The sequence below is a fragment of the Streptomyces sp. NPDC027672 genome (assembly GCF_055566335.1).
The window spans coordinates 157,984-178,851 of sequence record NZ_JBVHSO010000010.1 but is presented as its reverse complement, the minus strand read 5'-3'; the positions used below and the strand labels follow the sequence as shown (position 1 = coordinate 178,851).

The 20,868-nt window shown below is 72.0% G+C and carries 18 protein-coding genes; 10 read left to right on the top strand and 8 right to left on the bottom strand.

Features of this window, described 5'->3' with window-relative positions:
• Positions 1-19 precede the first annotated feature (19 nt).
• Entirely contained in the window at positions 20-379 is a 360-nt protein-coding gene (locus tag ACZ4SV_RS24515) for a hypothetical protein (RefSeq protein WP_468006413.1), read from the top strand.
• 859 nt (positions 380-1,238) lie between these two features.
• On the top strand, positions 1,239-1,508 hold the full coding sequence (locus ACZ4SV_RS24510; protein ID WP_468006411.1) for a hypothetical protein: 270 nt from the start codon (positions 1,239-1,241) through the stop codon (positions 1,506-1,508).
• Between the two features lie 99 nt (positions 1,509-1,607).
• Here the strand turns inward: ACZ4SV_RS24510 and ACZ4SV_RS24505 are convergent, their stop codons facing one another.
• Positions 1,608-2,180 (bottom strand): recombinase family protein, encoded by a 573-nt coding sequence (locus ACZ4SV_RS24505; protein WP_468006409.1) that lies wholly within the window; start codon positions 2,178-2,180, stop codon positions 1,608-1,610.
• 473 nt (positions 2,181-2,653) lie between these two features.
• Between ACZ4SV_RS24505 and ACZ4SV_RS24500 the strand changes: the two genes are divergently transcribed.
• The gene (locus ACZ4SV_RS24500; RefSeq protein ID WP_285559186.1) at positions 2,654-3,037 is read left to right on the top strand and encodes a cold-shock protein; all 384 of its coding nucleotides are present in this window, start codon (positions 2,654-2,656) and stop codon (positions 3,035-3,037) included.
• A gap of 26 nt (positions 3,038-3,063) precedes the next feature.
• On the opposite strand, the gene ACZ4SV_RS24495 is transcribed toward ACZ4SV_RS24500, so the two are convergent.
• The 4 genes from ACZ4SV_RS24495 to ACZ4SV_RS24480 form a co-directional block, all read right to left on the bottom strand.
• Positions 3,064-3,921, bottom strand: a complete 858-nt coding sequence (locus ACZ4SV_RS24495) for a 1,4-dihydroxy-6-naphthoate synthase (RefSeq protein WP_365871262.1) — start codon at positions 3,919-3,921, stop codon at positions 3,064-3,066.
• The gene (locus ACZ4SV_RS24490; RefSeq protein ID WP_365871260.1) at positions 3,911-4,657 is read right to left on the bottom strand and encodes a futalosine hydrolase; all 747 of its coding nucleotides are present in this window, start codon (positions 4,655-4,657) and stop codon (positions 3,911-3,913) included. Before ACZ4SV_RS24490 ends, ACZ4SV_RS24495 begins: the two co-directional genes overlap by 11 nt.
• Positions 4,630-5,103, bottom strand: a complete 474-nt coding sequence (locus ACZ4SV_RS24485; protein WP_365871258.1) for a DUF2771 domain-containing protein — start codon at positions 5,101-5,103, stop codon at positions 4,630-4,632. Before ACZ4SV_RS24485 ends, ACZ4SV_RS24490 begins: the two co-directional genes overlap by 28 nt.
• A 216-nt stretch (positions 5,104-5,319) precedes the next feature.
• Positions 5,320-6,753, bottom strand: coding sequence for an MFS transporter (locus ACZ4SV_RS24480; RefSeq protein ID WP_468006407.1), 1,434 nt, complete (start codon positions 6,751-6,753; stop codon positions 5,320-5,322).
• Between the two features lie 324 nt (positions 6,754-7,077).
• Here ACZ4SV_RS24480 and ACZ4SV_RS24475 point away from each other — a divergent pair, with 324 nt between their 5' ends.
• On the top strand, positions 7,078-8,001 hold the full coding sequence (locus ACZ4SV_RS24475; protein WP_468006406.1) for a DUF3027 domain-containing protein: 924 nt from the start codon (positions 7,078-7,080) through the stop codon (positions 7,999-8,001).
• 372 nt (positions 8,002-8,373) lie between these two features.
• Here ACZ4SV_RS24475 and ACZ4SV_RS24470 read toward each other — a convergent pair whose 3' ends face one another.
• Positions 8,374-8,907, bottom strand: coding sequence for an ATP-binding protein (locus ACZ4SV_RS24470; protein WP_468006405.1), 534 nt, complete (start codon positions 8,905-8,907; stop codon positions 8,374-8,376).
• A 171-nt stretch (positions 8,908-9,078) separates the two neighbouring features.
• On the opposite strand from ACZ4SV_RS24470, the gene ACZ4SV_RS24465 reads away from it, so the two are divergent.
• The 3 genes from ACZ4SV_RS24465 (at position 9,079) to ACZ4SV_RS24455 (ending at position 14,127) form a co-directional block, all read left to right on the top strand.
• Positions 9,079-12,237: a sacsin N-terminal ATP-binding-like domain-containing protein gene (locus ACZ4SV_RS24465; protein ID WP_468006404.1), complete on the top strand. Its 3,159-nt coding sequence runs from the start codon at positions 9,079-9,081 to the stop codon at positions 12,235-12,237.
• Between the two features lie 130 nt (positions 12,238-12,367).
• Positions 12,368-13,126, top strand: a complete 759-nt coding sequence (locus tag ACZ4SV_RS24460) for a calcium-binding protein (RefSeq protein WP_468006403.1) — start codon at positions 12,368-12,370, stop codon at positions 13,124-13,126.
• A 218-nt stretch (positions 13,127-13,344) separates the two neighbouring features.
• The gene (locus ACZ4SV_RS24455; protein WP_468006402.1) at positions 13,345-14,127 is read left to right on the top strand and encodes a hypothetical protein; all 783 of its coding nucleotides are present in this window, start codon (positions 13,345-13,347) and stop codon (positions 14,125-14,127) included.
• Between the two features lie 3 nt (positions 14,128-14,130).
• Here ACZ4SV_RS24455 and ACZ4SV_RS24450 read toward each other — a convergent pair whose 3' ends face one another.
• Complete coding sequence (locus ACZ4SV_RS24450) at positions 14,131-16,527, bottom strand: HAD-IC family P-type ATPase (RefSeq protein WP_468006401.1); 2,397 nt, start codon at positions 16,525-16,527, stop codon at positions 14,131-14,133.
• Between the two features lie 476 nt (positions 16,528-17,003).
• On the bottom strand, positions 17,004-17,270 hold the full coding sequence (locus ACZ4SV_RS24445; protein ID WP_468006400.1) for a DUF2530 domain-containing protein: 267 nt from the start codon (positions 17,268-17,270) through the stop codon (positions 17,004-17,006).
• 151 nt (positions 17,271-17,421) lie between these two features.
• Between ACZ4SV_RS24445 and ACZ4SV_RS24440 the strand changes: the two genes are divergently transcribed.
• The 3 genes from ACZ4SV_RS24440 (at position 17,422) to ACZ4SV_RS24430 (ending at position 20,858) form a co-directional block, all read left to right on the top strand.
• A complete protein-coding gene (locus ACZ4SV_RS24440; protein WP_365871240.1) occupies positions 17,422-18,873 on the top strand; it encodes an NCS2 family permease in 1,452 nt (483 codons plus the stop codon).
• A gap of 176 nt (positions 18,874-19,049) precedes the next feature.
• Positions 19,050-19,487, top strand: coding sequence for a MarR family winged helix-turn-helix transcriptional regulator (locus ACZ4SV_RS24435; protein WP_468006399.1), 438 nt, complete (start codon positions 19,050-19,052; stop codon positions 19,485-19,487).
• 27 nt (positions 19,488-19,514) lie between these two features.
• Entirely contained in the window at positions 19,515-20,858 is a 1,344-nt protein-coding gene (locus ACZ4SV_RS24430; protein ID WP_468006398.1) for an MFS transporter, read from the top strand.
• Positions 20,859-20,868: the final 10 nt, after the last annotated feature.

Here is a 20,868-nt window from a genome sequence, read left to right as displayed (position 1 = left end):
TCTCCCGAAGGAATTCCCCATGAGTAACTTTTGGACTCCGCAGAACATCAGCACATACGCGGTCCGACAGGCTGGGCAGGCGCAGCAGCGCGCCGCAGCAGAGCAGGCAGCAGCAGAGCAGGCAGCAGCAGCACAGCGCACCAGCCTGGTGGAGAACGTCGGCCCGGCCGTCGTCGCCATGGTGCGCCGGTACACCGACGCATACGTACGGGCCGACTACGAGCAGGTTCAGCGCGACTTCCTCACGTCGTTTCCCGGGGCGTCCCGTGGCGACTTTAATGACACGGTGAACAGTCTGATTGAGGCCGGTCACCTTGCTACGTCACAGGGCCCGGAAGGGCTCATGGGTGTGCGCAGCGTTTACCTGTATGCTGCGTAAGTAGGGAACTGGTACTCATTCGGTAAATCGTTGTTCGGGTTGTTCACGCTGGATCGCTCCCCTCGGTGTCACGTCCGGGGGGAGTTTTCATTTCCCCTGTGAGCTATAACCCCCCTCGTGCGCGAGGCTCCGAGGCAGTGGCCTGAAACCGGGGCCGGAGGAGAGCTTCCGCGCTGCTCTCCCTGTGACGCATAACCCCCCTCGCGAACGAGGCTTAGGGACAGTGTCACGGCCTACGCCTACAACGGGCCCACGCAGCGCCCTGGGAGCCGAATTCGGGGCCGATGGGAGATTCCCCCGCTGTCACGCCCTACACAGACGAGAGAGCCACACAGCACCACGGCTGCGCCCCGTTCGCCCGCTGCTCCCGGTCGACGTTTCCGGGGCCGGAGGAAAACCTCCTCACTGCCTATGACTCCCCCTATGGCATATACACGCGAGAGACATGCTCTGCCCGGTGCTGCGTATCAACTCACGGAGTCTCAGTCCGTCGGCATTTTCTCTCAATTCCACGGCCGCTAGTTGTTACACCGACTCACGGCCACTGCCTACGGCAGTTGTGATGTTCCCCCATCTAGCAACTACTCCAGGCGCTCCGCCCCATGAAACGGCCCTTTAGCAGCTACAGCAGCGTGCCAACCATGGTGAAACCGGGGGTGGGTCGCACGAATTTCCCAGCCATTCCGGGTAAGTGGCCTGAATTGTAATTCCCGGTAATGGTGAGTAGTAGCCTATGAATTCACCCCCCCCTACCCTTAAAAGGAATGGGCTCAGACTAAGGGGTCTGGTCATGCGAATGGCTACCAGATGTGGGACCGGAGACAGTAGCCTGAAAGGGAGCAGGAGAGAGGATCACTCAATGAGCACCGCAGGAATCCCGAATCCCCAGAACTTGAGTCACGAGCAGTTCGGCGGCCTGGTCGACGGTATCCAGAACATCACGAGCAACTTCCTGGAGAAGCACGGTTACCGGCCGCCGGAGCAGGCCGGGGGGGACGGGGAGCAGTCGGAGACTCGCAGCACGGCTTTCCAGCCGCACGCGTTCGGGCAGTCCGGCGCGCAGCCGCGTATGTCCTGGCCGTCGCCGTCGGCCTACGAGACCGGATCACTGACTTTCGCCGACCAGTAGTCGGAACCGCATTTTTCCTGGTTGCACCAACCGGATTGCGCCGGAGAATGAAGAAAACCTCCACCCGAAAAAGGCGGAGGTTTTCTGGTCGGTTTTTCATCAATTACTCTTGGCTTCCCCCTTGATGCGGAAGACGGTTGCCCGACCAATCCCGTACTTAGCTGCCACCTTCATCACGCTCATGCCGTCGTTGAGGTCTGCCAGAACGGCCGAACGGTCAATCTCCCTGGGACGCCCCCAGCTCTTCCCGCTGGACTCGCGAGAGGCGCGGGCAGATGCACGGCGCTCCCTCTGGAAGATCAGTTCCATCTCAGCGAACGTACCGAGCATCAAGAGAGCCATATCGGTAGCCGGACCACCAACGCGAGTGTCAATGGTCATCGCTCCCCCGATCACCAGGTGAACACCCTTCTCTCGCAACTCGGCAATGAGGGCGAGCACCTTGTGCATGGTGCGTCCAAGCCTGTCCAGGGAAGCGACGTACAGAACGTCACCGGAGCGAAGCTGTGCCAGCACAGAGGCCAGTCCCTCACGCTCAAAGTCCGTGCCTGTCCTCTTGTCGGCATAGGTGCGCTCCGTCGGCACGCCCTGAGAGGCAAGCCAGTCCAACTGACGCTGCAAGTCCTGTGCGGTGGTGCTGACTCGGGCGTAGCCGTATGCGTAGGTGGTCATCGTCTCTCCAGTCTCAAGCCGTCCCAACGAGACTTACGATACCAGTCTCATAAGTCAGTTTGGGACAGTCTCGCGGACGGGTCTCGCCAACTCCCAGGCAAACCAGACTGAAATCGGACATAGAGACTCTGTCTTGTGGGGGTCATGAGACCGGTCTCATAACCAAGAATATGAGACCCCCTCAAATCGCGGCTCTGCCCCGCCTTGTCGACGGGAGGGCGGCGCACAGGGAAGGTTCCGACGATCCGTCAGGCATTCGGCGCAGCGCCTACATCGGGGGGCGGCATCATGTCAAGGATCTGACGCGTATGTGTGTGACAGCGCCCCGCCTTCAAACAGGAGCCTCTGTGTCGCTTTCGATACTCTCCGCTGTTTCCGCCCGTGCCCACGTGGGGAGAGGGCCGGTAGGCTGGTTCGACGGCTGTAGAGGGTAGTGCCAGGACGTGCCTGGAGCGATCGAGGGAGTGTGTGCTTTGCCGACTGGCAAGGTCAAGTGGTTCAACAGCGAGAAGGGCTTCGGCTTTCTCTCCCGCGACGACGGCGGTGACGTCTTCGTCCATTCCTCGGTTCTCCCCGCCGGAGTCGAAGCGCTCAAGCCGGGACAGCGCGTGGAGTTCGGCGTCGTCGCCGGTCAGCGCGGTGACCAGGCGCTGTCGGTGATCGTGCTCGACCCGACGCCGTCGGTCGCCGCCGCCCAGCGCAAGAAGCCGGACGAGCTGGCCTCGATCGTGCAGGATTTGACGACCCTTCTGGAGAACATCACTCCGATGCTGGAGAAGGGCCGTTATCCGGAGAAGGCCTCGGGCAAGAAGATCGCCGGTCTGCTCCGCGCGGTCGCCGACCAACTGGACGTCTGAGCACCCCGTCGGCCACGCGGTATTCCTCAGGGAAACGCGAGCGCGTCCGGGCCGAGGGGCGGTACGAGTCCCTCGGCCGCCGCTCGGGTGAGCAGTCCCCGGACCGCCGCGTAACCGTCCTCGCCGAGACCGGCCGTGAACTCGTTGACGTAGAGCCCGATGTGCTGGTCGGCGACGGCCGGGTCCATCTCCTGGGCGTGCGCCATGACGTACGGCCGGGAGGCCTCCGGGTCGTCCCAGGCGGCCCGCACGGACGCCCGGACGGAGTCGGCGAGCCGGCCGAGCGTGCCGGCGCCCAGCGACCGCTTGGCGATGATCGCGCCCAGCGGGATCGGCAGCCCGGTGGTCCGCTCCCAGTGCTCGCCCATGTCGGCCAGCTTGTGCAGCCCGTAGTTCTGGTAGGTGAACCGGGCCTCGTGGATCACCAGGCCCGCGTCCACCTTGCCGTCCCGCACGGCCGGCATGATCTCGTGGAACGGCATGACCACGATCTCGCCGACCCCGCCCGGCAGGGTGTCCGCCGCCCACAGCCGGAACAGCAGATAGGCGGTCGACTTCTCGCTCGGCACCGCGACCGTACGGCCCGTGAGGTCGGCGCCCGGCTCCCGGGTGAGCACCAGCGGTCCGCAGCCCCGCCCCAGCGCGCCGCCGCACGGCAGCAGCGCGTACTCGTCGAGGACGTACGGCAGGACGGCGTAGGACACCTTCAGCACATCGAACTCACCGCGTTCGGCCATGCCGTTGGTGATGTCGATGTCGGCGAACGTCACGTCCAGCGCGGGCGCGCCGGGGACGCGGCCGTGGGCGAGGGCGTCGAAGACGAAGGTGTCGTTCGGGCAGGGGGAGTACGCGATCCGCAGGGACCGCTGCTGCTCACTGGTCATACAGGTGCCAACTCTCCAATGCGGGCGCCAGCTTCCCGAAGCCTCCGGTGAGGGCGGCGAGGGCGTCGCCGATGCGCCAGGCGGCGCGGTCGCGGGGCCCGACCGGGTTGGAGACCGCGCGGATCTCCAGCACGGGCACGCCGTGCGCGGCGGCGGCCTCCGCCACCCCGAACCCCTCCATGCCCTCGGCGAGCGCGCCGGGGTGCCGGGCGCGCAGGGCGGCGGCACGGGCGGCGGTGCCGGTCACCGTGGAGACGGTCAGGATCGTTCCGGTACGGGCGCCGGTGGCCTCGGCGGTGGCGCGTACGAGTGATTCCGGCGGGTGGTGGCTGACGGTCCCGAACCCGAGTTCGGTGACCGGCAGGAAGCCGTCGGCGGTCTCGGCGCCCAGGTCGGCCACGGTGATCGCGTCGGCGACGACGAGCGAACCGAGCGGCGCGTCCGGCGCGAAGCCGCCGCCGATCCCGGCCGAGACGACCAGGCCGTAGGGCCGGCCGGCCAGCGCGGCGGCGGTCAGGGCGCCGGCGGTGGACGCGGCGGCGAGCGCCGGTCCGACCCCGGCGGCGAGCAGGTCCCAGCCCGCGGCCGTCCGGCACAGGGCCGCGCCGGGCAGCCGTACCTCCTCGGCCGGTCCAGGCAGCGCCCGGGCCACCGCGTCCCGCTCGGCGGGGACGGCGGTGGCGACGAGGACCGGGACGGAGGGCGTGGTCAGTCCTTCTTCAGCTTGAAGGACCACACGCCCTTGTTCGTCTTGTCGCCCATCTGGATCGCGAGCGTGTTGGTCTCGCCCTGCGTGCCGTACTGGGCGTTGAAGAAGGCGCTGCTCGGGATCGTGCGGTACGTCTCCTTGCTGGAGTCGGTGAACTGGCGGCCGTTGACCAGCACGATCCAGCCCGCGTCGGCGATCTTCGGGTCGACGCCGATCCGGACGGTCTCGTCCTGGCCGACCTTGATCGACTCCACGTCGCCGGAGTTCTTGACGCAGTCCTTCAGCGAGTCGGCGGTCAGCTTGTCGCCGTCGTTGTAGCAGAGGGCCTCGGAGTTGACCGAGTTACCGCCGACCGTGATCGTCGCGACGGGGCTCGGCTTGTCGCAGGCCGACAGGACGAGCAGTCCGGCGGAAACGGCGCCGGCGGCGGCGACGGCGCGGCGGCGTCGCACAGCGGATTGCAGCGTGGTCATGGCCGAAGGCTATCGGGCGTCCGGAGCCGCCCGCCCACGCGGGGTACGGCGTGCCCGGTTCGTTACGCCACGCGTGCCCGGCGACCGGTCCGACGCCGGCCCACGGACCACGGGGCCGAGCACCGGCCGGGCCCGCTGCCGCCCACGGGGCGCGGGGCCGACGTGTCGCTGGCGCCCGACCGGTCGCGGGCCGGCGGATCCGTGCCGGCCCGCCGGTCAAGGGGCCGACGGGCCGGTGTCGCCCGCGACCTCCTGCCACCTCGGTCCCGTCCGGCCGCCCTGCCGGGCCGAGGCCAGCAGTCCCCGTACGGTGGTCAGCCAGCCGGCGGCCACGAACGCGGAGCCGACCAGCAGCCCGACCGTGCCGTCCAGCGGCATCACGATGCCGACCGCGCCGCCCAGCACCCACGCCATCTGCAGCAGCGTCTCCGCGCGGGCGAACGCCGAGGCGCGCACCGCCTCCGGCACGTCCCGCTGGATCAGCGCGTCCAGCGCCAGCTTGGCCAGCGCCTGCGCGAACCCGGCGACCGCCGCCAGGCACGCCACCAGGAAGGTGCCGAAGAACACGGCGGCGACGACCCCGGCGCCGAGCGCCACCGCGACGACGGCCACGATGATCATCTCCGGGGCGCGGGACCGCAGCCACGCCCCCAGGGCCGTACCCAGCGCGTTGCCCGCGCCCGCCGCGATGCCGACTATGCCCAGCGAGACCGCCGCGCTCTGCCCGGTCAGCGGGTGCTCGCGCAGCAGGAACGCGAGGAAGAAGATCAGGAAACCGGACAGGCAGCGCAGGGCGGCGTTGGCGCCGAGCGCGTGCGTGACGGCGGGCCCCACCGTGCGCAGCCCGGGCCGCCTGGCCTGCTTGCGGTCCGGCCCGCGCGGCCGGTCCCCGCCGGCCGCCAGCAGGGCGATGCCCTCGCCCTTGGCCGAGTCCACGACGGGCGGCAGGGAGAACGACAGGAACGTACCGGCGGCGAAGATCACGAAGGCGCCGTACAGCGGCCAGGGATCGCCGAGCGTGTGCAGGCCGGCCGCCACCGGGGCGGCGGCCCCGGTGGCCAGCAGGCCCGCGAGCGTCACCCGGGAGTTGGCCTTCACGAGCGAGAACCGCGGTGGCAGCAGCCGCGGCACGACGGCGCTGCGGACCACGCCGTACGCCTTGGACGCCACCAGCACGCCCAGCGCCGCCGGATACAACTGGAGACCGCCGCTCGCCACCGCGCCCGAGACGACCAGCGCGAGCAGCGCCCGCGCCAGCATCGCGCCCGCCATCGCCGCCCGCCGCCCGTGCGGCAGGCGGTCCAGCAGCGGTCCGATGACCGGGGCGAGCACGGTGAACGGCGCCATGGTGATGGCGAGATAGAGGGCGACCCGCCCGCGCGCCTCGTCGGTCGGCACCGAGAAGAACACCGTGGACGCCAGCGCCACGGTGACCATGACGTCGCCCGCGCCGTTCACCGCGTGCAGTTCGATCAGCTTGCCCAGGCCCGACTCGCCCGCGCCGTGCGCGTGCGTGACCCGGCGGATGACGCGCGCCGCGCCGGTGACCGGAAGACGCAGGGCACGGCCCACCGCGCGGACGGCACCGCCCACCCGGCCCGAACCGCCGCCCCGACCACTCGCCTTGTCCGCGGCTGCCACGACGTTCATAGTGCCCCGAGATCCGGGCGGATAGTGCGCTACGGCACGGATGGCGGCGTCCGGCACGGCGCCGCCGGGGCCGCGCCGGCCGTCCGCCGGGCCGGTGCCGGCCGTCCGCGGGGGCCGGGTGGGCCGTCCGGTGGGCCGGGTGGGAAAATGCAGGAATCCCGCCCGGTGTAGCGTGCCTGTCTCAGCCATAACGCAGAATGGATGGCAGAGGTGCGCCCGGGCGCGCGGATGCAGACGTCGATGCGGTCCCCAGGTCCGCTCCGTAGGCGAAACCGCCGGAGGCAGCCGCACTCGACGAGACGGCGTAGGAGAGAAGCGATACCTGTGAGCGCAGCGACAACGCGAAGCCGCACCCCCGACCGCCTGTGCGCCGAGGCCGTCGACCTCGCCCGCGCCGCCGCCGAGGAGGCCGCCGCGCCCGGTGTGGTGGGCGAGCACGCCGGTCTCGTGTCCGAGGGCGACCGCGTTGTCACGCACTTCTTCGAGTGCAAGGAGCTGGGCTACCGGGGCTGGCGCTGGGCCGTCACGGTGGCCCGTGCCTCCCGCGCCAAGACGGTGACCCTGGACGAGGTCGTCCTGCTGCCCGGCTCCGACGCCCTCCTCGCGCCCGAGTGGGTGCCGTGGAGCGAGCGGCTGCGCCCCGGCGACCTCGGCCCCGGCGACCTGCTCCCCACCGACCAGGACGACCTGCGCCTGGAGCCCGGGTACACGGGCGAGGAGGAGCCGCCGCCGAACTCGCCGGTCTCCGACGAGATGCGGGAACTGGCCGAGGCGGAGGACGCCGACGTCACGCCGGGCACCCCGGCCACCCAGCCGGCGCCGTCCCGCGGCACGATCGCGTCCGTCGCCGAGGAACTGGGCCTGCGCCGCGCGCGGGTGCTGTCCCGGTACGGCCTGCGGGTCGCCGCCGACCGCTGGGAGGACGCGTTCGGCCCCAAGACCGCCATGGCGCAGGCGGCCCCCGCCACCTGCGTGAGCTGCGGCTTCCTGGCCCGCATCGGCGGCTCCCTGGGCCAGGCCTTCGGGGTCTGCGCCAACGAGTTCTCCCCGGCGGACGGCCGGGTGGTCTCCCTGGCCTACGGCTGCGGCGGGCACTCGGAGGCCGCGGTCATGCCGAAGCCTCCGCAGCCGGCGCCGCCGGTCATCGACGAGACCCGGGTCGACCCCTTCCCGCTCCGCCCGGCCCGCGACTCCGGCTCCGTCCCGGAGACCGGCGACGACGAGACAGCAGAACTCGGCCACTCCTGACTCCGGCCGCGTCGGCGACCACCACAGCGGCCCCTCCCCGGCGTCACCGGCCCGCCCTCCTCGGCGGCCCGGGCCGAGTGGCGGACGGCCCCGGACCCGCCGGCGCCGCGTGCGGCGGCCCCCCGAGGGCCCCGCTCGCGCCGGGCCGCGGGCCCTCCCCGGGCTTCCGGACCGGGACGGTCCCGCGCGTGTCGGCTCGGGACTGCGCTGCCGTGCCCGGTGCCCACGCTGCGGACCGTGTGCGGGGGCCCGTCGGGCCCGGGTGCGTGCTGACGGCGTACGTGGCCCGTGGCCCGTGGACCGGGTGCACAGGCCAGCCGTAGACCCGTCCGCCGTCCGCCCCGGCGCGGTCACCGGCGGAGCGCGAGCGCTCTAGAAGACCAGCTCGGCTTCACCCCGTCCGAACCCTCCGATTGCCCCAAACTCTCCGAGCCGGCCGAGTCCGTCCCCGAGGTCGGCTCCCGGCCGGTCCGCCGCCGGTGTGCCGCCCCTGCCGGTCCGCACCTCCGCCCAGACGGTCTTCAGCGGCGCCGGCCCGGGCGCCGTGCCCCAGCGCAGCGCGAGCGCGTCCACGAGCAGCAGTCCCCGGCCGCCGTCGGCGTCCGGTCCGCCCGGCCCGCGCAGGGGCAGCCGGTCGCCCCGGGTGTCCGTCACCTCGATCCGCAGCACGTCCCCGGCGGCGTACAGCGTCAGCCGGAAGTCCCGCCCGGCCACGCGCCCGTGGGTGACGGCGTTCGCGGCCAGCTCCGCCACGACCACCGCCCCGGGGTCCACGGGCAGGCCCCAGGACCGCAGTTGCTCCGTGGCGAGCAGCCGGGCCAGCCGGGCCCCGCGGGGCGTGGGGGAGAGCCGCACCGTGTAAGGCAGGACGCGGGGCAGGACGCGGGGGGAGGTTTCCTGTTTCACACCCCTCAGCCTGGCCGCGTCCGCCCTCCGTGAAGAGTGACCAGCGGGTTGTGCGGGGTCACTCCCCGGCGCACGCCGGGTGGTGTGCGGGCCCCGCACGCCCCACCTCTGCGCTCCGCCGCCGCCCCCGCGCGCTGTACCTTCGTCCTCACGCGGAAGAGGAGAGTCAACGTGAGCAAGTTCGTGCGGCCGGCGGCCGAGGGGGCCGATCCGTTCGGAACGGCCAGGCTGCGGCGCGGTGTCCTCGACGCCTGGGCGACCAGCCCCGCCCGGTTCCGGGAGGACGCCAACGCCGAGGAGGATCTCGTCCTCGGCGGCTACCGGGACCGGCTCGTCGTCGAGCTGGCCCAGAACGCCGCCGACGCCGCCGCGCGGGCGAAGACCCCCGGGCGGCTGCGGCTGACCCTCCGCGACGGCGTGCTCGTGGCCGCGAACACCGGCGCCCCGCTGGACGCGGCCGGCGTCGAGTCGCTGTCCACGCTGCGCGCCTCCGCGAAGCGGGACACCGAGGCCACGCACGGTGCCGTCGGCCGGTTCGGCGTCGGTTTCGCCGCCGTGCTCGCCGTCACCGACGAGCCGGCGATCGTGGGACGGCACGGCGGGGTCCGCTGGTCGCTGGCGGAGGCCCGGGAACTGGCCGCCGAAACGGCCCGGCACAGCCCGGGACTGGGCGACGAGGTGCGGCGCCGGGACGGCCACGTGCCCGTGCTGCGGCTGCCGTTCGCCGCCGAGGGCACCGCCCCGGAGCCGTACGACACCGCGGTCATCCTGCCGCTGCGCGACACCGCCGCCGCCGATCTCGCCGAGCGGCTGCTCGCCGGTGTGGACGACGCGCTGCTGCTCGCCCTGCCCGGGCTGGCGGAGGTCGTCGTGGAGGTCGAGGGACAGGCGCCGCGCACGCTGAGCCGCCGTACCGACGGGGCCTTCACCGTCGTGGAGGACTCCCGGCACGGCGTCACCCACTGGCGTACCGCGGCCGCGCACGGGCCGCTGACGCCCGATCTGCTCGCCGACCGGCCCGTGGAGGAACGGCTGCGGCCCCACTGGTCGGTGACCTGGGCCGTGCCCGTCGACGCCTACGGCGCCCCGGTCCGGCCGCGTACCAGCGCCGTCGTGCACGCGCCGACGCCGAGCGAGGAGCCGCTGGGCGTGCCCGCGCTGCTCATCGCCTCGTTCCCGCTGGACACCACCCGCCGGCACGCGGCACCCGGGCCGCTCACCGACTTCCTGGTGCAGCGCGCCGCCGACGCCTACGCCGACCTGCTCGCCGGATGGCGGCCGGTGGGCGAGGGCATCATCGACCTCGTGCCCGGACCGCTCGGCAAGGGCGCGCTGGACGGCGCGCTGCGGCAGGCCGTGCTGGAGCGGCTGCCGCGCACCGCGTTCCTGCCGCCGGCCGCCGAGCCGAAGGGCGACGAGGACCTGCCGCACGCCCTGCGGCCCCGGGACGCCGAGGTGGTGGAGGGCGCCGGGGCCGGCACCGTACGGGTGCTGGCCGAGGTGCTGCCCACCCTGCTGCCGGCCGGGCTGGAGCGCCGCACCGAGCTGCGCACGCTGGGTGTCGCCCGGCTGCCGCTCGCCGACGCCGTCGACCGGCTCGCCGGGCTGGAGAAGGAACCGGGCTGGTGGTGGCGGCTGTACGACAGTCTCGCCGGCGTCGACCCGGAACGGCTGTCCGGGCTGCCCGTGCCGCTTGCCGGGAGCGCCTCCCAGGGCTCCGGCTCCGGGGCGGGACGCACCGCCATCGGCCCCCGGCAGGTACTGCTGCCCACCCCGGACGCGCCCGTGATCGACCCGGACGTGCTGGGCCGGCTCGGCCTGAAGGTCGTCCACCCGGACGCCGCGCACCCGCTGCTGGAGAAGCTGGGCGCGCTGCCCGCGACCCCGCGCGCGGTGCTGACCACCCCGCAGGTGCGGGCCGCCGTGGCGGGCTCCCTGGACGCGGACGGCGGCCTCGGCTGGGAGGAGGACGCGCTCGACGCCGAGGAACTGGCCGACACCGTGCTCGCCCTGGTCCGGGACGCGGGCCTGGAACCGGGCGACGAACCCTGGCTGGGCGCTCTGGCGCTGCCCGACGAGGACGGCGAACTGGCGCCCGCCGGCGAGCTGGTGTTCCCCGGCAGCCCGTTCGCGCGGGTGATCCGGGCGGACGAACTGGCCGCCGTGGACGCCGAGCTGGCGAGCCGGTGGGGCGGGCAGCCGCTCGCCGCGTGCGGGGTGCTCACCGACTTCGCGCTGGTCCGCGCCACCGACGTGGTCCTCGACCCGGACGAGCTGGAACCCCGCGAGGGCGACTACGCCGAGCCCGACGACGCCGGACTGCTGGACGCCGTGGACGTGTGGTGCGAGGACATCCTCGACCGGTTCCCGGACAGCCCGGTGCCGCCCGTCGCCACCGAACTCGTCGCCGTCCGCGACCTGGAGCTGGTGGACGACGACCACTGGCCCGAGGCGCTGGCCCTGCTGGCCCGGCCGCCGCTGCGGGACGCGCTGACCCAGCCCGTGCGCGTCCTGCTGCCCGACGGCACCCACGAGGCCGTACGGCCGTACACCGCGTGGTGGCTGCGCGGCCACCCGGTGCTGGACGGGCGGCGCCCGGCCGGTCTGCTCGCGGCCGGCGGCGACCCGCTGCTGCGCGGGCTGTACGACGAGGCCGACGCCACCGGGTTCGAGGACGAGCAGGTGCTGCGGGCGCTCGGCGTGCGCACCTCCGTCGCCGCGCTGCTGGACGAGCCCGGCGGCGCCGCCGAGCTGCTGGACCGGCTCGCCGACCCGGAGCGTCCGGTCACGCCCGCCCAACTGCACGGGCTGTACAGCGCGCTGGCGGACCTCGACCCCGACCGGGTGACGCTGCCGGACGAGCTGCGCGCCGTGGTCGACGGGCGGACGGTGGTCGTGGACGCCGGGTCGGCCGTCGTGGTCGACTCGCCGGACCTGCTGCCGTTCACCTCCGGGGTGCCGCTGCTGCCGGTGCGGCCGGCGCGGGCCGCCGAGCTGGCAGAGCTGTTCCAGGTGCGGCGGCTGAGCGAGTCCGTCACCGGCGCGGTGCACTCCGAGGGCGCCGAGCACGGCGTGCCGGACGCGGTGCGGGTGCTGCTCGGGCCGCGGACGCCGCAGACCTACGTCGAGCACGAGGAACTCGTCGTGGACGGCGTGGAGATCGACTGGCGGCTCACCGACGACGGAGTGCTGCACGCGGCCACGCTGGAAGGGGTCGCGGCGGGCCTCGCGTGGGCGGCGGGGCAGTGGCCGCGGCGGTTCGAGGTGGCCGCGTTGCTGGAGGACCCGTCACGGACGGAGGAACTGGCCCGGGACCGCTGGTTCGACTGACCCCGGCGGCCCGTCACTCGGCCAACTCCTCACGAAATCCTTACCAGTAGTACAACCTTTCACCTTGTCCCCGCGTCAAATCAGCGGAGTCACACCCGACTCCCTCAGATCTGAACGTGGGGACCACTACATGCGCATCCGTGCCTCCGTCGCCGTCGTCACCGGCGCCCTGGCCCTGTCCGCCCTCGCCGTACCGGCCGCCCAGGCCTCGGGCAGCTACGGCGACACGAAGGTCACCAAGGTCGTCGTGGACGGCGACAACAAGGTGCAGATCGGTACCTCGGCCGCGGTGACCGTCAAGGTCAGCGTGACCGCTACCGACAACTCGGGCATCAAGGGCGCCAACTCGTTCGAGCTCTACGGCCCCGGCTACGGGTACGCCTCCACCGGCAAGCCCGCCTGCACCAAGGTCAACACCACCACCTCCACCTGCACCGCCTCGGTGAAGCTCGACCCGAGGACGGACTACCTCAGCAACAAGAGCGCGGGCACCTGGTACGTGGACGTGTGGGTCGACGCGAACGACGGCGACTACAACTGGAAGGAGAAGGCCGGCACCTTCTCCTTCCAGCGCGCCACCAAGCTGACCGTCAACGCCGCTCCGGAGCCGGTGAAGAAGGGCAAGGCGCTCACCGTCACCGGTGCCCTCACCCGCGCCAACTGGGAGTCGCTGAAGTACGGCGCCTACGGCTCGCAGTCCGTGAAGCTCCAGTTCCGCAAGAAGAGCGCCACCGCCTACACCACGCTCAAGACCGTCAAGGCGGACGCCAAGGGCAACCTGAAGACCACCACCACGGCCACGGCCGACGGCTACTACCGCTTCTCCTACGCGGGTAACTCCAGCAGCGCCGCGGTCAGCGCCGCGGGCGACTTCGTCGATGTGAAGTAGGCGGTGCCGGTCCGGCTCCGGGAGCGTGTGCCGCCCCCGGAGCCGGAACGTTTCCTCTGCTGCGTGCCATGCGTGGGTAATGAGCGGCCCCAGGGGGTAATCGGCGTGGAAAATCTGGCCGGAACGTGCTCTTGCCGTACAACCCGTTGTCTGTCTCGTGGATCTGAGCGCGTGAGTCGACCGACTCGACGATCACTCTCCCTCCAGGGGAAACACACATGCGCATCCGTGCCACCGTGGCCGCCGTCTCCGGCGCCCTGGCCCTGTCCGCCTTCGCCGTGCCCGCCGCCCACGCGGCCGGCACCGCGCCGAACGTCACCTTCTCCCACGTGGAGATCAACGGCGGCAAGGCGATCACCCTCGGTGCCACCTCCACGGTCGAGGTCAAGGCGACCTACACCGTCACGCACCCCACCACCGTCTCGATGACGAACGTCCAGACCGGTCCGCTCCTGTACCGCGGCACCTCGGCGCAGGACGCCGACACCCTGGTCGGCAGCGACGAACCGGGCAGCTGCACCACGGTGGACTCGACCACCGTGAACTGCTCGGCCACGATCACCCTGCCCGCCGAGGAGCTGTACAACTCCGACGCCGGCACCTGGAAGCGGGGCGGTGTCGCGGTCGACAAGAAGACCCAGGCCGAGAAGTGGCAGAGCGACCTCGGCACCCTCCCGGTCCGCCGCGGCACCAAGCTCACCGCTGACGCCGCCCCGGAGCCGGTGAAGAAGGGCGCCACGCTCACGGTCACCGGCAAGCTGACCCGCGCCGACTGGGAGCGCGGCACGTACGGCGCCTTTTCCAGCCAGTCGGTGCAGCTCCAGTTCCGCAAGGCCGGCTCCACCACCTACACCACCGTCAAGACCGTCACCTCCTCCGCCACGGGCGCGCTGAAGACGACGGTCACGGCCGGCTACGACGGCTACTACCGCTACAGCTACGCCGGGTCGACCACCTCGGGCGCCGTCAGCGCCGCCGGTGACTACGTCGACGTGCAGTAACCGCTAGTCCGGTGCGCGGCGGCCGACCCGGCGCCACAGCAGGTCCAGACCGGCCGCCGCCACCACCGCCACGCCGACCGCCGTCCACGGCGTCTCCACGCCGACCAGCCGCAGCGCGAAGAAGTCCTGGAGCGCGGGCACGGCGAGCACCAGCAGGAAGGCCGCGCCCATCGAGGCCACCAGCACCGCCCGCCACCAGGTGTAGGGGCGGGCGATGACCGCCAGGACCCACATGGACACCAGGAACAGGGTCAGGGTGGCCGCGCTGGTCTCCGCGCCCAGGGCGCCGGGCCCGGTGTAGTGGTGCCGGGCGAGCAGGTACGTCACGAAGGTCGCCGCCCCGGCCACCACCCCGCCGGGAATCGCGTACCGCATCACCCGGCGTGTGAAGTGCGGTCTGGCCCGCTCGTTGTTCGGCGCCAGGGCCAGGAAGAAGGCCGGGACGCCGATGGTGAGCGTGGACAGCAGGGTCAGGTGCCGGGGCAGGAACGGGTACTCCACCCCCCAGCACACCACCAGCAGCGCCAGCAGCACCGAGTACACCGTCTTCACCAGGAACAGCGTGGCCACCCGCGTGATGTTGCCGATCACCCGGCGGCCCTCGCCGACCACCGAGGGCAGGCTCGCGAAACTGTTGTCCAGCAGCACGATCTGGGCCACCGCCCGCGTCGCCTCCGAACCGGAACCCATGGCGACACCGATGTCCGCGTCCTTCAGGGCCAGCACGTCGTTCACGCCGTCCCCGGTCATCGCCACCGTGTGGCCGCTCGACTGGAGCGCGCCGACCATGTCCCGCTTCTGCCGCGGGGTGACCCGTCCGAAGACCGTGCCCGAGTCCAGCGCCTCGGCCATCGCGGACCGCTCGCCGGGCAGCCGCCGCGCGTCCACCGCCGTGCCCGCGAGGCCCAGCTTCGCGGCGACCGCACCGACCGACACCGCGTTGTCCCCGGAGATGACCTTGGTACGGATGTCCTGCTCGGCGAAGTAGCGCAGGGTGTCGGAGGCGTCCGGGCGCAGCCGCTGGTCCAGTACGACCAGCGCGGCGGGGCGGGCGCCCCGGGCCGGCTCGGGGTCGTCCAGGTCGCGGCGGGCGCGGGCCAGCAACAGCACCCGCAGCCCCTGCTCGTTGAGCCGCTCGGTCTCGGCCAGCGCCGGGTCGCCGGGGCCCAGCAGCACGTCCGGGGCGCCCAGCAGCCAGGTGCTGGTCTCGCCGTCGCCCTCGCTGAACGCGGCCCCGCTGTACTTGCGCGCGGAGGAGAAGGGCAGCGACTCCACGCACCGCCACTCCTCGCTGTCCGGACAGGCGTCGATGATCGCCTGGAGGGAGGCGTTCGGACGCGGGTCGGACTCGCCGAGCGCGCCGAGCACCTTGCGCACGTAGTCCTCGTCCGCCCCGTTCAGCGGCCGCAGCGCGGTGACGTCCATGCCGCCCTCGGTGAGGGTGCCGGTCTTGTCCAGGCAGACGGTGTCGACGCGGGCCAGGCCCTCGATGGCCGGCAGCTCCTGCACCAGGCACTGTCTGCGGCCCAGCCGGATGACGCCGATCGCGAAGGCGACGGAGGTGAGCAGCACCAGCCCCTCGGGGACCATCGGCACGATCCCGCCGACCGTGCGGGCCAGGGCGTCCTTGAGGTCGTTGTTCTTGACGACGAGCTGGGTGACGACGAGCCCGGCGGCCGCCGGGACCATCATCCAGGTGACGTACTTGAGGATGACGGAGATGCCGCTGCGCAGCTCGGAGTGGACGAGCGTGAAGCGGGACGCCTCCTCGGCGAGCTGGGCGGCGTAGGCCTCGCGGCCGACCTTGGTGGCCTGGAAGGCGCCGCCGCCGGCCACCACGAAACTGCCGGACATGAGCGGGTCGCCGGGGCGTTTGACGACGGGGTCGGCCTCGCCGGTGAGCAGCGACTCGTCGATCTCCAGGCCGTCCGCCTCCGCGCACACCCCGTCGACCACGATCTTGTCGCCGGGGCCGATCTCGATCAGGTCGTCCAGGACGATCTCGTCGGTGGCCACCTCGGCCGCCCGGCCCTCCCGCCGTACCGTGGGCCGGCTCTCGCCGATCACCGCGAGCGAGTCCAGGGTCTGCTTGGCCCGCCACTCCTGGACGATGCCGATGCCGGTGTTGGCGAGGATCACGAAGCCGAAGAGGCTGTCCTGGATCGGCGCGACGAACAGCATGACCAGCCAGAGCACGCCGATGATCGCGTTGAACCGGGTGAGGACGTTCGCCCGGACGATCTCGCCCAGCGACCGGCTGCTGCGCACCGGGATGTCGTTGACCTGGCCGCGCGCGACGCGGTCCGCCACTTCGGCGCGGGTCAGCCCGGCCGGGCGGGTCGTCGGCGGCGGCACCGGATGCACCGGATCGAGTTCCGCGCCCGCGTCTATGTGGCTCATGCATTCGACGGTACGTGCGTCTCCACACCGGTGCCCACCGACACCCGTGCCCCCCGACACCGGCGCCGCCCGTGCCCGGCCCCGCGCCGACGGCGGTCCGTCCCCGTCCCGGCGGCGGTCCGTTCCCGCGCGGGCGGTGGTCAGCCCACCCCTGGCGGTGGTCCGTTCCCGTCCCGGCGGCGGTCAGCCCCCGCGCTGGCGGTGGTCCGTCCCCGTCCCGGCGCGGTCAGCCCCCGCGCTGGCGGTGGTCCGTCCCCGTCCCGGCGCGGTCAGCCCCCGCCCCGGCCGCGGTCCGTCCCCGTCCCGGCGGTGGTCACCCTCCTGGCGGTGGTCCGTCCCCGTCCCGGCGCGGTCCGTCCCCGTCCCGGCGGCGGTCGACCCCCGCCCCGGCGGTCAGCCCCCGCCCCGGCGGCGGTTAACCCCCGCCCCGGCGGTCAGCCACCGCGCTGGCCGCGGTCCGGCCCCGCGCCGGTGGCCTATTCGGCCGTCACCGGCCCCACGCCCGTCGCGCGCTTGATCGCCGCGTCCCGCCTCCGGACGTACCAGATGCCGATCAGTCCCAGTCCGCCCCCGGCCAGGCAGGTCCACAGCCACCACAGGTGACCGTGGTCGTCGAACCAGCCGTAGAAGGGGAGCTGTACCAGGAAGAGGACGAACCACACGAGGGTGCCGCCGGTGATCGTGGCGACGACGGGTCCCTCCAGGGGTTCCGGTGCCTCGTGCCGGGGAGTCCACTTAGCCATGCGCACAGCTTAAGCGCCGCCACTGTCTACGCGCGGAGATAGCGATCTTCAGCTTCATACCTTCATACTGAAACCGTTTGTCTTTGACCACTTCCGCTCGTATGAAACTCCAACGGGGCTCGGGGGAACCCCGCTGGTGATGAGGTCACGCATGTCCACCTCGGCACCCGCCAAGGTCCCCACCCCCGAGAAGCCGGGCGGTGCGCCCGCCTTCGGCGCCCTCGACCGCTACTTCAAGATCTCCGAGCGCGGCAGCACCGTCGTGCGCGAGGTCCGCGGCGGTCTGGCCACCTTCTTCGCGATGGCGTACATCATCGTGCTGAACCCGATCATCCTGGGCAGCGCGAAGGACATGTACGGACACCACCTGGACAACGGCCAGCTGGTGACGGCGACGGCGCTGACCGCCGCGTTCTCCACCCTGCTGATGGGCGTCATCGGCAACGTGCCGATCGCGCTCGCGGCCGGCCTCGGCGTGAACTCGGTCGTCGCGCTCCAGCTCGCGCCCCGGATGTCCTGGCCGGACGCCATGGGCATGGTCGTCCTGGCCGGTTTCGTGGTCATGCTGCTGGTCGCCACCGGGCTGCGCGAGCGCGTGATGAACGCCGTGCCGTTCGGCCTGCGCAAGGCGATCTCGATCGGTATCGGCCTGTTCATCATGCTGATCGGCCTGGTCGACTCCGGGTTCGTCACCCGGATGCCGGACGCCGCCCAGACCACCGTCCCGCTCCAGCTCGGCACGGGCGGCCATCTCCTCGGCTGGCCGGTGCTCGTCTTCGTCCTGGGCGTGCTGCTCACCTTCGCGCTGATCGTCCGCAAGGTGCCGGGCGCGATCCTCGTCTCGATCGTCGGCATGACCGTCCTCGCGGTGATCGTCAACGCGGTCGCCACCATCCCGTCCTGGGGCCTGACCGTCCCGAAGTGGCCGGGCAACCCGGTCGCCACGCCCGACTTCGGCCTGGTCGGCCACGTCAGCCTGTTCGGCGGCTTCTCCAAGGTCGGCGTGCTGACCGGCATCCTCTTCGTCTTCACGGTCCTGCTGTCGTGCTTCTTCGACGCGATGGGCACGATCATGGGCATCAGCGACGAGGCCAAGCTGACCGACGCCCAGGGCTACATGCCCGGCATCAACAAGGTCCTGCTGGTCGACGGCCTCGCGGTCGCCGCGGGCGGTGCCAGCTCCTCGTCGGCCACCACCGCCTTCGTGGAGTCCACGGCGGGCGTCGGCGAGGGCGCGCGCACCGGCCTCGCGAACGTGGTCACGGGCGGTCTGTTCGCCGTGGCGCTGTTCCTCACGCCGATCGCCACCATGGTCCCGTCCCAGGCGGCCACCCCGGCGCTGATCGCGGTGGGCTTCCTGATCCTGTCCAACTCCGTCAAGGAGATCGACTGGGCGGACTACACCATCGCCGTCCCGGCCTTCGTGACGATGCTGATGATGCCGTTCACCTACTCGATCACGAACGGCATCGGCATGGGCTTCATCACCTTCACGGTGCTGCGCCTGGTCGCCGGGCGGGCCCGGGACATCCCGGTGCCGATGTACGCCGTCTCGGCCGTCTTCGCCTTCTACTACCTGATGCCGGCCCTGGGCCTCACGTAAGCCCCACCCTGACGCACACGAAGACGGATGAGCGCCCGGACCACACGGTCCCGGGCGCTCATTCATGTTCCCGCCGCGCGGTGCCGGAGCACGGGACCGGCGCAGTGGCGGGCGTCACGGGCCGCCGCCCACGCCCCGGTGGTCTTTAGTCAGAGTAATGAGTTACGCTAAAGAACATGCCGGACCTTACCCATGGCGACGATGCTGCCGCCGTGAACGCTCTCCGTTCCGCCGTGATGCGGCTGTCCCGTCGCCTCAAGCACCAGCGGGTCGACGAGTCGCTGAGCCCCACCGAGATGTCGGTGCTCGGCACCCTGGCCCGCTGCGGCTCCGCCACGCCGGGCGAACTCGCCCGCAAGGAGCACGTACAGCCGCCGTCGATGACCCGCATCGTCGCGCTGCTCGAAGCCAAGGGGCTGGTCCGGCTGGAGCCGCACCCCGAGGACCGGCGCCAGAAGGTCGTCACCCAGACCGAGCAGGCCGAGGCGATGCTCGAGGAGAGCCGCCGCAAGCGCAACGCCTTCCTGGCCGGCCTGGTCGAGGGCCTCGACGAGGACGAGTGGGCCAGCCTGCGCGCCGCCGCCCCGGTGCTGGAGAAACTCGCACACCTGTAAGCGCACCACCGAAGGAGGCGAACGCCGTTGAGTCCGGGATCCGGAGCACCTTCCGCCCCCGCACCGAGCCCTGCCACAGCCGTGGCCCGCAAGTCCTCGATGTTCAGCTCGCTGAAGATCCGGAACTACCGCCTCTTCTTCGCCGGCCAGGTCGTCTCCAACACGGGCACGTGGATGCAGCGCATCGCCCAGGACTGGCTGGTCCTCGGCCTCACCGGCTCCTCCGCGGCCGTCGGCATCACCACGGCCCTGCAGTTCCTGCCGATGCTGCTGTTCGGTCTGTACGGCGGCGTCCTCGTGGACCGGCTGCCCAAGCGGCCCACGCTGCTGGTCACGCAGGCCGCGATGGCCGTCACCGGACTCGCGCTCGCCGCGCTGACCCTCACCGGACACGTCCAGGTCTGGCACGTCTACGTCGCCGCCTTCGCCGTCGGCCTCGCCACGGTGATCGACAACCCGGCCCGCCAGTCCTTCGTCTCCGAGATGGTCGGCCCCGACCAGCTCCAGAACGCGGTCAGCCTGAACTCGGCCAACTTCCAGTCCGCCCGGCTCGTCGGCCCGGCCGTCGCCGGACTCATGATCACCGGTGTGGGCACCGGCTGGGCGTTCCTCGCCAACGGCCTGTCCTTCGCCGCGCCGATCGCCGGCCTGCTGCTGATGCGCGCCCGCGAGCTGCACGTCGTCCAGCGCGCCCCGCGCGGCAAGGGCCAGCTCCGCGAGGGCCTCGGCTATGTGGCGAAGCGGCCGGAGCTGATCTGGCCGATCGTCCTGGTCGGGTTCATCGGCACGTTCGGCTTCAACTTCCCGGTGTGGCTGTCCGCCTACGCCGACGACGTCTTCCGCTCCGGCGCCGGCGCCTACAGCCTCTTCAACACCCTGATGGCCGTGGGCTCCCTGGTCGGCGCCCTGCTGGCCGCCCGGCGCGGCACGGCCCGGCTGCGCGTGCTGATCGCCGCCGCGCTGGCCTTCGGCACGCTGGAGACGGTGGCCGCAGCGGCCCCGTCGTACTGGCTGTTCGCGCTGCTCATGGTGCCCATCGGCATGTTCGGCCTCACGGTCAACGTCACCGCGAACACGGCCGTGCAGATGGCCACCGACCCGGCCATGCGCGGCCGGGTGATGGCGCTGTTCATGATGGTGTTCATGGGCGGTACGCCGCTGGGCGCGCCCGTGGTCGGCTGGATCACCGACACCTACGGCGCCCGGATCGGCTTCGCGGCCGGCGGTGTGGTGTCGGCCGTCGCGGCCGCCGCGATCGGCCTCGTCCTGACCCGCATCGGCGGCCTGCGGCTGTCGGTCGGCTGGTACGGCGGCCACCCCCGGGTCCGCTTCGTCCCGCGCGACCGGGAACGGCTGACGACCGCAGCGTGACCCGGGCCGT